Raw genomic sequence first — 11,284 nt, 5'->3', positions numbered from 1 at the left:
GGGGGGTGCCGGCCGGGGCCGCGGCTGCGCCTGGAGTGGCGCCGACAGGCGCCGCGGGCACGCTGGGCAGCGGCACCGGGGCGGGCGTCGCGGCCTGCTGGGCCGCGCGCTGTTGTTCCAGCCGCTGCTGCTCCGCTTCTCGCGCGGGGCGGTTCCAGAGGTCGAACAGCAGCAGTATGCCGATCGAAAGAGCGATCGCGGCAAAGAGGCGCTTCTGATCCATCACGGAAGGGGTGAGCCTTTCGTCCCGGCGGGCAGGCTGGCGGTGGGTCCGGCGAGCGGGCCGGCGGGAAGCAGGGGCGGCACCGGGTCGTAGCCCCCGGGGTGCCAGGGATTGCAGCGCAGGATGCGGCGGCCGGTGAGCCAGGCGCCCTTCAGCGCGCCGTGGGTCGTCACGGCTTCCATGCCGTAGTCGCTGCAGTGCGGGTAGAACCGGCAGTTGCAGCCGATGATCGGCCGCAGCGTGAGCTGGTAGGTGCGGATCGCCCCGCGCAGCAGATGCTGCTGCGGGCTCACGACGCCGTCTCCGACACGCGCTCGGACAGCGGCACGCCGGCCTGCTTCAGCGCGCCCCGCAGGTCGCCCATCAGCGTGCCGAAGGGGCGTTCCGCCGTCGCCTCCCGCCCGATCAGCACCAGGTCGAAGCCCTGCACGCGCCCGTCGCCCAGCAGCAGTCGCGCGGCTTCCCGCAGGCGCCGCTTGGTGCGGTTGCGGACCACGGCGTTGCCGATCTTCTTCGTGGCGGTGAAGCCGACGCGGAGCGGATGGCCGGGCACGGGCAGCGCCTGGAGCACCAGCCCGGGGCGCGCGGCGCGCGCGCCCTTGCCGGCGACCCTCTGGAAGTCGCGACGCTGCTTCAGGCGCGGCGGTCGCGCCGGCATGGCACGCGCCTCGCCCGGCGGATGCTCAGGCCGAGAGGCGCTTCCGCCCCTTGGCGCGGCGGTTCGCCAGGACCTTGCGGCCCCCCACGGTCTCGCTGCGGGTACGGAAGCCGTGCCGACGCTTCCGGACGAGCTTCGAAGGCTGGTAGGTACGCTTCACGACACACTCCCGCGGCGTCCGGTCCGCCCCGCCCCGCCGGCTGCCTGCCCGGGCGGCCGGCGACCCGGCCCATCTCTGCAAACGGATCCGCCGGCGGCAGGCATGGGTAACCCCCAGGCATGCCCCGGCGAAGGAGCGGAGGTATAGGGAGCGCCTCGCCCACCCGTCAACCGAGGTTGTGGGGCGCCCCGCCCCCGCCCGGGCCGCGGCCGGTCTATACCCGGACACCCCCGCGCCCGCCGATGAGGATGCAGCATGCCGGATTTCGACCTGGTGGTGATCGGCGCCGGCGCGGCCGGGCTTTCGGTGACGGCGCTCTCGGCCGCCCTGGGCCTGAAGGTGGCGCTGGTGGAACGCGCGGAAATGGGCGGGGACTGCCTGAACTGGGGCTGCGTGCCGTCCAAGGCCCTGCTGGCCGCGGCCCATGCCGCCGCCCGGGTCCGCCAGGCCGGGCGCTTCGGCGTGCGCGTGGCGGAGCCGGAGATCGACTGGCTGGCGGTGCGCGCCCATGTCCGGGGCGCCATCGCCCGCATCGCGCCGACCGATTCGGAAGCGCGCTTCCGCGGCATGGGCGTGGAGGTGATCCGCGCCTCGGCCCACTTCACCGCCCCCGACGAGGTCGAGGCCGGCGCGCGGCGGATCACCTTCCGCCGCTGCGTCATCGCCGCCGGCAGCAGCGCCGTGGTGCCCGCCATCCCGGGCCTCGATTCGGTGCCCTGGCTCACCAACGAGACGATCTTCGGGCTGGAGGATAAGCCGGCCCACCTGCTGATCCTGGGCGGCGGGCCGATCGGGCTGGAGATGGCGCAGGCCCATGCCCGGCTGGGCTGCGAGGTGACGGTGATCGAGGCCGGCCGCATCGCCGGGCGCGACGACCCGGAACTGGCCGACGGGCTGCGCCGCGTGCTGCGGCGCGAGGGGGTGACCCTGCTGGAAGGCACGAAGCTCGCCGCCGTGGAGCGCGACCCGGCGGGGCTGGAGGCCGTGCTGGGTGACGGCACGCGGATCGCCGGCAGCCACCTGCTGCTGGCGGTCGGGCGGACGCCGCGGCTGGCCGGGCTCGACCTGGCGGCGGCGAACGTCGCCGCCACGCCGCGCGGCATCGCGACCGATGCCGGGCTGCGCTCGGTCTCGAACCGGCGGGTCTGGGCCGTGGGCGACATCGCCGACCCCGAGGGGATCGGGCCGCGCGCCTTCACCCATGTGGCGTCCCAGCATGCCGGGGTGCTGGCGCGCCGCATGCTGTTCCGGCTGCCCGCGAAGGTCGATTACGCCGCCCTGCCGCGCGTCACCTACACCGACCCGGAGCTCGCCCAGGTCGGCATGACCGAGGAGGAGGCGCGCGAAGCCGGCCACGACCCGCTGCCCTACCGCTTCCCCCTGCCCGAATCGGACCGCGCCGTGGCGGAGGGGCTGGAGGACGGGCTGGTGAAGCTGGTGGTCAGCCGCAAGGGCAGGCTGCTCGGCGCCGGCGTGCTGGGCCCGCATGCCGGGGAGATGGCCGGGATCTTCGGCCTGATGATCGGCCGCAAGCTGCCGCTTTCCGCCCTGGCCGGCCTGGTCCTGCCCTACCCCACCCTGGCCGAGGCCGCGAAGCGGGCGGCGGGCGACCACTACGCGCCCAAACTATTGTCAACATTCTCGAAACGTCTCGTCGGCTTGCTCTGGCGCCTGCCCTGAGCAACCTTTCCGCTTCCGCGGCATTGCTGCGACGCGGCAAGACACAGGCGAACGAGGACGCTGAGCGCATGGCGAAGACGCTGCAGGGGCGGGTGGCCCTGATCACCGGCTCGACCTCCGGCATCGGGCTCGCCATCGCGCTGCGCTACGCGCAGGAAGGTGCCCGCGTGATGCTGAACGGCTTCGGCCGACCGGAGGACATCGCGGCCGCACGCGCCGCCGTCGGCGCCGCGATGGGCGGCGGCGAGGCGCCCTATTCGCCCGCAGACATGGCGAAGCCCGCCGAGATCCGCGCCATGGTGGCCGACTGCCAGCGCGACCTCGGCGGCTGCGACATCCTGGTGGACAATGCCGGCGTGCAGTTCGTCTCGCCGGTCGAGGACTTCCCGGACGACCAGTGGGACCGGATCATCGCGATCAACCTCGTCTCCAACTTCCACGCCATCAAGGCGGCGCTGCCGGCGATGAAGGCGAAGGGCTGGGGGCGGATCATCAACATCGCCTCCGCCCACGGCCTGGTCGCGAGCCCCTACAAGACGGCCTATGTCGCGGCCAAGCACGGGGTGCTGGGGCTGACTAAGTCCGTCGCGCTGGAGGTCGCGCGCACCGGCGTGACCTGCAACGCGATCTGCCCGGGCTTCGTCCGCACGCCGCTGGCCGAAGCGCAGGTGAAGCCCCTGGCCGAGAAGTTCGGCGTCAGCGAGGAGAAGGCGCTGACCGACCACCTGCTGGAACGCCAGCCCACCAAGAAATGGGTGGAGGTGGAGGAGATCGCCGAGGCCGCGATGTTCCTGGCCGGCCCCAACAGCGGGTCGATCAACGGGTCCGCGCTGAGCGTGGACGGCGGCTGGATCGCGCAGTGAGAGACTTGTTGCTGCCCTCAGACGCCGGGCGCGCGCTCCGCGCGCTTGGCTTCGCGCAGGCAACTGTCGGCCCGGGCCGCGGGGCCGGTCTGTGCGCGGCGCCCTTCGGGCGCTCGGCCGGCTTCGCCAGCCGCAAGGCCGGGTAGCCGATGATCGAAGACGAGTTCCTCCGCGAAGCCGCGGAGACGCGGGGCAGCGGCACCAGCCCTGCCCCGGCCCCGCTTTCTCGCCCCGCTGTCGCGAAGCCGGTTGCGCTGAAGCGCCTGAACCTGGCGCTGCAGGGCGGCGGGACGCATGGCGCCTTCACCTGGGGCGCACTGGAACGCCTGCTGGAGGACGATCGCATCGAGTTCGAGGCGGTCTCCGGCACCTCGGCCGGCGCCGTCAACGCGGCGGTCTTCGTGCAGGGCCTCTGCGAGGGCGGGCGGGAGGGCGCGCGCGCCGCGCTGGACCGCCTGTGGCGCGACGCCGCCGGACGACTCGCCGTCTCGCCGCTGCAGAACACGCCGTGGGAGAAGGCGATCTGGGGCTACGACCTGACCTGGTCCGTCGCCTACCAGACCTTCGAGACGCTGACCCGCGTGCTCTCGCCCTACCAGATCAACCCGACGCCCTACGACTGGAACCCGTTGCGCGCCGTGCTGCAGGACGCGATCGACCCGGCGGTCCTGCGCGAGAGCAAGGGGCCGAAGCTGTTCATCTCCGCCACCTCGGTCCGCACCGGCAAGCCGCGCGTCTTCGCCCGGCAGGAGGTGACGGTGGACGTCATCCTCGCCTCGGCCTGCCTGCCGCAGTTCTTCAAGGCCGTGGAGATCGACGGCGAGCCGTACTGGGATGGCGGCTATCTCGGCAATCCCGCGCTCTGGCCGCTGTACGAGCAGGGCGGCGCGCCGGACATCATGCTGATCCAGCTGAACCCGACGGTGCGCGAGGAACTGCCGACGCATCCGACGGAAATCATGAACCGGCTGAACGAGATCAGCTTCAATGCCTCGTTGATGGCGGAGATGCGCGCCATCGACTTCGTGCAGCGCCTGCTGGATGCCGGGCGGCTGGAACAGCCGCGCTACCGCCGCCTGTTCCTCCACGTCATCGAGGACGAGGAGCGCATGCGGGAATTCAAGCTCTCCACCAAGCTCAACGGGGACTGGCAGTTCCTCTCCACGCTGAAGCGCTACGGGCGCGAGGCCGCGGACAGGTGGCTCGCCGAGCATTTCGACAAGCTCGGCCGCGAGAGCAGCGTGGACCTTCGCGCGCGGTTTCTGTAGGCGCGCGCCGCGCTTGCATCCCGCCCGCGCGTGGCGCGTAGTTCGCCGCGACCGGACGGCATCGGGGCGTGGCGCATGCGGCGTGTGGCGGTCTTCGGCAATGCGGGCGGCGGGAAGTCGACCCTCGCCGGCCGCCTCGCTGCGCTGACCGGCCTGCCCTGGCATCCGCTGGACCTGATCCAGTACCGGACCGGCGGCGGCCGCGTGTCGCACACGGAATACCTCACGGCCCATGCGGAACTGATCGACCGCGATGCGTGGATCATCGACGGCTTCGGCTGCGTCGCCTCGGCCTGGCAGCGCTTCGCGCGGGCCGACACGCTGATCCACATCGACCTGCCGCTGGCAGTGCACCACTGGTGGGTGACGAAGCGCCTCGTGCAGGGCCTCTTCGTCACGCCGCAGGGCTGGCCCAAGCGGAGCCCGATCTGGAGCAGCACGATGAGCAGCTATCGGGTGCTCTGGCTCTGCCATCGCCAGCTGACGCCGCGGTATCGGCAACTCGTCGCGGACGCGTCGGGGTCGAAGCGGGTCCACCACCTCACCTCGGCGGGCGCCATCGCGGAATTCCTGGAAGCGGTGCGTCGCGAGCATGCGGCGGGATGACGCGGCCCGGGACGATCCGCGGGGGACGGCCCGCCGCGACGGCGACGAGCGCATGCTGGCGGAAGCGGGCGGCCAGCACCGCGAGGCGCCGCGCATCGCCGGCGACCAGCAGGTGCCTCTCCGCCCAGCCGCTCCCCCGGCCCCAGCCTTCGGCCAGCACGCGGCCGCGAGCGGCCTGGCGCAGGCGGTCCAGCATGCGGGCGTTCCAGCCGGGCGGCATCTTCCGGCTGAACGGGTTCCAGGCGGTGACGAAGCCCGCGCTGCGCACGCCGCGTGCAAGCAGCAGCGCATCCAGCGCGGCGCTGCGCCGACCGATCCGCGCGACGATGTCGCCGGCCTCATAGGCGGTGCGCGCATAGGCCGATCGCAGCGCGGCATGCATCAGTCCAGCGCCAGCAGCTGGCCCTTGAGATAGGCGCTTTCCGGCAGCGCCGGATGCACCGGATGGTCCGGCCCGGCGCCGACGCTGGCCAGGATCCGCGAGCCGCGGCGCGCGCGGTGCACGCCCCAGGCGACGGCTTCCGCGAACTCCGCCGGGCCGACGTGATGGCTGCAGGAGGCGATGAACAGGATGCCCCCCGGCGCGGTCACGCCGGCGGCCAGCCGTGCCAGCTTGGCATAGCCCTTCAGCGCCGCCGGGATGTCCTTGCGTGTCTTGGCGAAGGCCGGCGGATCGGCCACCACCACCTCGAAGCGCCGGCCGCTGGCCACCATGCGCTCCAGGTGTTCCAGCGCCTCCGCCTTCAGGGGCGTGACGCGCTCGGCGAAGCCGGCGCGGGCGGCGGCCTGCATGGCGAGGTCCAGCGCATGCTCGCTGCGGTCCAGCAGCGTGACCTGCGACGCCCCGGCCTGCGCCGCGGCCAGGCCGAAGCCGCCCAGGTGGCAGAAGGCGTCCAGCACGCTGCGGCCCTTCGCCAGCCGCGCGACCAGCGCGCGGTTCGGCCGCTGGTCGAAGAACCAGCCGGTCTTCTGGCCGCCGAGCAGGTCCACTGGGAAGGCGAGCCCGCCTTCCTCCACCGTCGCGGTGCCATCGGTGCCGTGCAGCAGCGCGACCTGCTCCTCCAGCCCCTCCAGCCTGCGCACCGCCGCGTCGTTGCGCGCAACGACGACGCGCGGGTCCAGCAGGTCGCGCAGCGCGGCCAGGATGTCGGGCAGCGCGCGGTCCATGCCGGCGGTGTTGGCCTGCACGGCCAGCGCATCGCCGTAGCGGTCGATCACCAGGCCGGGCAGGCCGTCGGCCTCGGCATGGACCAGGCGGTAGAAGGGCGCGTCGAACAGGCGGTCGCGCAGCGCCAGGCAGGCGCCGATCCGCGCGCGGAACCAGCCGGCATCGCAGGCCGCCAGTGGGTCCGCATCGAGCAGGCGCGCGGCGATCAGGCTGTGCGGGTTGAAGTGCCAGGCGCCGTGCTTGACGCCATCGTCGCCCTCCAGCCGCACCACGCTGCCCGGCGAGACGGATCGCGCGGCGGAACTCGGGGAAATCTCGTTGGAGAAGGCCCAGGGGTGGCCCGCCTTCACGCGGCGGTCGGCGCCGGGGTTGAGGCGGATCAGCGGACGCTCGGTCATGCCGCGGCCATACGGCGCCTAGCCGCGGATGGCCAGCACCACCCCGCCGATGGTCAGCGACAGCGCCAGCACCTCCCGCAGCCCCAAAGGCTCGCCCAGGAACAGCGCCGCGGTCAGCACGCCGACCACAGGCGTCAGCAGCGTGCCGGCGGCCGCGGCGGAGGCCGGCAGGCGCTTCAGCGCGGCGAACCAGGCCAGGTAGCACAGGCCGAGCGGCCCGATCCCGCCATAGAGCAGCAGCAGCCAGGACCCGCCCGACACCTCGGTCCAGTCCAGCCGGTCGAACACCGCGGCGCAGACCAGCAGCGGCAGGCAGCCGAGCCCGGTCTGCCAGGCCACCTGCGCCGCCGGCGGCAGCGGTACCGGCCAGCGCTTGGTCACCACGGTGCCGAGCGAGAACAGGATCGCCGCGGCCAGCGCGAAGCCGACGCCGGGCAGCTTCGCCACGCCCACATCCAGCCCGTTGCCCAGCACCAGCACCAGGAGCCCGGTGAAGGCCATCGCCAGCGCCAGCAGCCGGCGCAGCGTGATCCGCTCGTCCAGCAGCAGCCAGCCGAAGATCGAGGCCCAGACCGGCATGGTGTAGCAGACGATCGTCGCCTCCCCGGCCGCCAGCCACAGCAGCGAGAAGCTCGCCAGCCCCATCCAGGCGGTGACGTTGAGCAGCGAAGCGACGACGAGCCGCGGCCACAGCCGGCCCGGCACGGCGAGGGATTCGCGCCGCTGCAGCGCGATGGCCGCCAGCAGCGCGACGCCGATGGCCCCGCTGACGGCGCGGATCGAGAAGGGCGGCACCTCGTCCAGCAGCACCTTCATCGCCGGCCAGTTGAGGCCCCAGCCGGCGACGGTGGAGAGCAGGAGAAGAAGGCCGGCGGGGGCCGGCCCGCCCGCGGCGGGCCGCCGGTCAGTCGGCGAAATCAGGCTCCTCCTTCGCCAGGATGCGCTTGACGCTCTCCAGGTGCAGCCGCGCGCTCTCGCGGTCGCCCTCGCGCATCTGGGCGTAGGTCTTGGCGGCGATGTCCGGCTTCACCGGCTTCAGCGGCCGTCCCATGGACATGGCCAGCCGCTGCGCCTCCGCCGCGCGTTCCAGGTAGTACAGGTCGTCCCACGCCTCGGCGGCGTTGGCACCCACCACCATCACGCCATGGTTCTTCATGAAGACGATGTCGGCATCGCCGATGGAGGCGGCGATGCGGTCGCCCTCGTCGGTGTCGAGGGCGAGGCCGTTGTAGTCCTCGTCCACCACGGTGCGGCCGTAGAACTTCAGCGCGCTCTGCCCGGCCCAGAGCAGCGGCGGGCCTTCCAGCATGGCCAGGGACGTGGCGTTCGGCATGTGGGTGTGGAAGCAGGCCTTGGCGCGCGGGACGTTCCGGTGGACGCGGGCGTGGATGAAGAAGGCGGTGGCTTCCGGCACGCCCTCCCCGGCGATCACGTTGCCTTCGTAGTCGCAGACCAGCAGGCGGGAGGCGGTAACCTCGGCGAAGGCCCAGCCATAGGGGTTCACCAGGAACAGGTCGTCGCGCCCAGGGACCACCAGCGAGAAGTGGTTGCAGATGCCCTCATGCATCCCGAGCCGGGCAGCCATGCGGAAGCAGGCGGCGAGATCGATGCGGGCCTGGCGCACGGCTTCCGCATCCAGCTCGGAATTGCGAAGCAGGGCCGGCGCGGCGGGCGCCCCCAGGGCATGGGCCATGTCGGTCTGTTCCCCTCTATCCGTCGCCTTTCCTCGCAGGCCGGCGGCCTGCCGGCAAGGAGTGTGGCTGTTGTCCGATCCGATCAGCGCCTTCCCCGTGCCCGACCTCGCCACCCTGCCTGAGGATGTGCGGGCGCGCATCCTGGCGGTGCAGGAGAAGTCGGGCTTCATCCCCAACGTCTTCCTGGCGCTCGCCTGGCGCCCCGACGAGTTCCGCGCCTTCATGGCCTACCACGACGCGCTGATGACCAGGCGCGAGGGGCTGACGGGCGCCGAGCGCGAGATGATCGTGGTCGCCATCTCCATCGGCAACCAGTGCCAGTACTGCGTGGTGGCGCATGGCGCCATCCTGCGCGTCCGGGCGAAGGACCCGGCGATCAGCGAGTTGGTGGCGGCGAACTGGCGCAAGGCCGGGCTGCCGGCGCGGCAGCGGGCGATGCTGGACTATGCGACGAAGGTCGCCACCGCGTCCCACCTGGTCTCCGCGGCCGACCGCCAGGCGGTGCTGGACGCCGGGCTGACGCAGGACGAGCTGTGGGACATCGGCGCGATCGCCGCCTTCTTCTCCATGTCGAACCGGCTTGCGAACAGCATCGAGCTGAGGCCAAACCCGGAGTTCCAGGCGATCGGGAGAGGCTGAACGGCATGTCCGGCACCAACCAGCGCATCGACGGCCGTCGGCTGTGGGACAGCCTGTTGGCGATGGCGGAGATCGGCGCCACGCCGAAGGGCGGGGTGAAGCGGCTGACGCTGACCGAGGTGGACCGCGAGGGCCGCGACCGGTTCCGCGCCTGGTGCGAGGCGCTGGGGCTGACCGTGCGCGTCGATGCCATCGGCAACATGTTCGCCCGCCGCGAGGGGCGAGACCCCGCCCGCAGGCCGGTGCTGTTCGGCAGCCACCTCGACAGCCAGCCCAGCGGAGGAAAGTTCGACGGCGCGCTCGGCGTGATCGCGGGGCTTGAGGTGATGCGCACGCTGAACGACCTGAACATCGTCACCGAGGCGCCGCTGGAGCTGGTCAACTGGACCGACGAGGAAGGCAGCCGCTTCGGCCATTCGCTGATGGGCAGCGGCGTCTGGGCCGGCGTCTACCCGCAGGCCAAGGTCTACGGGCTGCAGGACGTGGACGGCGTGACGGTGGAGCAGGCGCTCACCGGCATCGGCTACAAGGGCGACCACCCGGCCGAGCCCTTCCCGGCGGATGCCTATTTCGAGCTGCACATCGAGCAGGGCCCGATCCTGGAGAAGGAGGGGAAGGCGATCGGCGTCGTCACCGGCGCGCAGGCGCAGGTGTGGTGGGATGCGCGCATCACCGGCCAGGACAGCCACGCCGGCACCACGCCGCCCTATGCCCGCCGCGACGCGCTGGTGGCCACCGCGCGCGTGATCGAGCTGGTGGACCGGCGCATGCGGGAACGCGGCGAGGACGGCCGCGGCACCGTCGGATTCCTCAAGGTGCTGCCCAACAGCCGCAACGTGATCCCCGGCGAGGTGCAGTTCAGCGTGGAGTTCCGCCACCCCGACACCGCGCAGATCGAGCAGCTGGCCGAGACCTTCCCGGCCGAGGCGCGTGACGCCGTTGCCGCCACCGGCTGCCGGCTGGAGCTGACGGAGCTCTTCCGCTTCGCCGCCCAGCCCTTCGATGCCGAGTGCGTCGCGCTGGTGCAGCAGGCGGCCGACCGGCTGGGCCTCGCCTCCCGCCGCATCGTCTCCGGCGCCGGGCACGATGCGGTCTATGTCGCGCGGCGCGTGCCGGCGGCGATGATCTTCACCCCCTGCAAGGACGGCCTGAGCCACAACGAGGCCGAGAGCATCCTGCCGGAGGAGGCCGAGGCCGGCTGCCAGGTGCTGTTCGAGGCGGTGGTGGCGCGCGCCAACCGCGCGGCCTGACGCGCCGCGCGGGCACGCTCCCGATAGCGTGACGGCGCGCAACCGTCACGTGAATGGCGACGGCGTCCCGAGGCATGACCTTTGGCGGACCTCGGACCCGGGACTTGGACATGAACCCTCTCGACTGGCGTCGCCAAGCGCAGGTCGCTGCCGGCGTGCTCCTGCTGCTCCTCATCATCGGCTGGGGGCTCGCCATCAGCCGCGGCGGCGACGTGCGGGACGCGCGCGAGCAGGAGCGCGCGGCCCAGGCACGTGCCGGCCAGCTCGAGCAGACGCTGGAACAGGAGCGCGCCGCGAATGGCGATCTCGCCGCCATCACGCAACGGCGCGACGCCGCCGAGCGCAGCCGCGCGGAGGCGGAAGCGCGCGGGCAACAGCTGGCCACGCAGGCCGCCACGGTGCAGCAGCAGCTGGCCACGCTGCAGCCGCAGGCCACCGCCGCGCAGCAGGCGCTGCAGCAGGCGCAGCCGCAATTGCAGCAGCTGGAGGCCCGGCAGGCGGAGCTGACGCCGCAGGTGCAGGCAGCGGAGACCCGGCTGAACGAGCTGCGCCAGGCCACCCAGGAGGCCGAGACGCAGCTCGCGCAGCGCACCGCCGCGCTGCGCGAGGCCGAGGCGGCCCAGCTGCAGGCCGCGGCGGCGCGCGATTCCACGACGGAGGCGCTGCGCACGCTGGAA

Annotated in this window: 14 protein-coding genes and 1 pseudogene; 7 read left to right on the top strand and 8 right to left on the bottom strand. The window is 72.7% G+C overall.

Going from position 1 to position 11,284, the window contains the following annotated elements; genetic code table 11:
* From OZN99_RS16455 to rpmH, 4 genes and pseudogenes are all read right to left on the bottom strand, one after another.
* Nucleotides 1-226, bottom strand: a pseudogene (locus OZN99_RS16455) (membrane protein insertase YidC); the annotation flags it as partial.
* Nucleotides 223-516 carry a membrane protein insertion efficiency factor YidD gene (yidD, locus tag OZN99_RS16450; RefSeq protein WP_270936345.1) on the bottom strand — a complete coding sequence of 98 codons (294 nt, stop codon included), beginning with the start codon at nt 514-516 and terminating at the stop codon, nt 223-225. The gene yidD and the pseudogene OZN99_RS16455, both read right to left, overlap by 4 nt.
* The gene (gene rnpA / locus OZN99_RS16445) at nt 513-881 is read right to left on the bottom strand and encodes a ribonuclease P protein component (RefSeq protein WP_270936344.1); all 369 of its coding nucleotides are present in this window, start codon (nt 879-881) and stop codon (nt 513-515) included. The genes yidD and rnpA overlap by 4 nt, the downstream gene beginning before the upstream one ends.
* Nucleotides 882-906: 25 nt before the next feature.
* A complete protein-coding gene (rpmH, locus tag OZN99_RS16440; RefSeq protein WP_109870839.1) occupies nt 907-1,041 on the bottom strand; it encodes a 50S ribosomal protein L34 in 135 nt (44 codons plus the stop codon).
* 255 nt (nt 1,042-1,296) lie between these two features.
* On the opposite strand from rpmH, the gene OZN99_RS16435 reads away from it, so the two are divergent.
* The 4 genes from OZN99_RS16435 (at nt 1,297) to OZN99_RS16420 (ending at nt 5,458) form a co-directional block, all read left to right on the top strand.
* Nucleotides 1,297-2,721: a dihydrolipoyl dehydrogenase family protein gene (locus OZN99_RS16435; RefSeq protein ID WP_270936343.1), complete on the top strand. Its 1,425-nt coding sequence runs from the start codon at nt 1,297-1,299 to the stop codon at nt 2,719-2,721.
* A 68-nt stretch (nt 2,722-2,789) separates the two neighbouring features.
* Nucleotides 2,790-3,584, top strand: coding sequence for a 3-hydroxybutyrate dehydrogenase (locus OZN99_RS16430; protein WP_270936342.1), 795 nt, complete (start codon nt 2,790-2,792; stop codon nt 3,582-3,584).
* Nucleotides 3,585-3,733: 149 nt separating this feature from the next.
* Nucleotides 3,734-4,852, top strand: coding sequence for a patatin-like phospholipase family protein (locus tag OZN99_RS16425; protein WP_270936341.1), 1,119 nt, complete (start codon nt 3,734-3,736; stop codon nt 4,850-4,852).
* Nucleotides 4,853-4,927: 75 nt separating this feature from the next.
* Nucleotides 4,928-5,458 (top strand): P-loop NTPase family protein, encoded by a 531-nt coding sequence (locus tag OZN99_RS16420; protein ID WP_270936340.1) that lies wholly within the window; start codon nt 4,928-4,930, stop codon nt 5,456-5,458.
* Here OZN99_RS16420 and OZN99_RS16415 read toward each other — a convergent pair.
* From OZN99_RS16415 to OZN99_RS16400, 4 genes are read right to left on the bottom strand one after another with little or no spacing between them, the layout of a single operon-like run.
* Complete coding sequence (locus tag OZN99_RS16415) at nt 5,394-5,840, bottom strand: DUF3293 domain-containing protein (protein WP_270936339.1); 447 nt, start codon at nt 5,838-5,840, stop codon at nt 5,394-5,396. The genes OZN99_RS16420 and OZN99_RS16415 overlap by 65 nt on opposite strands.
* The gene (locus OZN99_RS16410) at nt 5,840-7,024 is read right to left on the bottom strand and encodes a class I SAM-dependent rRNA methyltransferase (RefSeq protein ID WP_270936338.1); all 1,185 of its coding nucleotides are present in this window, start codon (nt 7,022-7,024) and stop codon (nt 5,840-5,842) included. Before OZN99_RS16410 ends, OZN99_RS16415 begins: the two co-directional genes overlap by 1 nt.
* An 18-nt stretch (nt 7,025-7,042) precedes the next feature.
* Nucleotides 7,043-7,882 (bottom strand): DMT family transporter, encoded by an 840-nt coding sequence (locus OZN99_RS16405; RefSeq protein WP_270936346.1) that lies wholly within the window; start codon nt 7,880-7,882, stop codon nt 7,043-7,045.
* A gap of 46 nt (nt 7,883-7,928) precedes the next feature.
* The gene (locus OZN99_RS16400; protein ID WP_270936337.1) at nt 7,929-8,717 is read right to left on the bottom strand and encodes an aldolase; all 789 of its coding nucleotides are present in this window, start codon (nt 8,715-8,717) and stop codon (nt 7,929-7,931) included.
* Between the two features lie 70 nt (nt 8,718-8,787).
* Here OZN99_RS16400 and OZN99_RS16395 point away from each other — a divergent pair, with 70 nt between their 5' ends.
* The 3 genes from OZN99_RS16395 to OZN99_RS16385 form a co-directional block, all read left to right on the top strand.
* Nucleotides 8,788-9,357, top strand: a complete 570-nt coding sequence (locus OZN99_RS16395; protein WP_270936336.1) for a peroxidase-related enzyme — start codon at nt 8,788-8,790, stop codon at nt 9,355-9,357.
* Nucleotides 9,358-9,362: 5 nt separating this feature from the next.
* The gene (locus OZN99_RS16390; RefSeq protein WP_270936335.1) at nt 9,363-10,607 is read left to right on the top strand and encodes a Zn-dependent hydrolase; all 1,245 of its coding nucleotides are present in this window, start codon (nt 9,363-9,365) and stop codon (nt 10,605-10,607) included.
* Nucleotides 10,608-10,717: 110 nt separating this feature from the next.
* Nucleotides 10,718-11,284 (top strand): hypothetical protein (locus tag OZN99_RS16385; protein WP_270936334.1); only part of this gene is annotated, 567 nt, incomplete at its 3' end.

This window comes from Falsiroseomonas oryzae (assembly GCF_027856955.1).
In the GTDB taxonomy this organism is placed as follows: domain Bacteria; phylum Pseudomonadota; class Alphaproteobacteria; order Acetobacterales; family Acetobacteraceae; genus Falsiroseomonas; species Falsiroseomonas oryzae.
The sequence above is the reverse complement of the archived record's forward strand: the minus strand, read 5'-3'. Positions and strand labels throughout refer to the sequence as shown.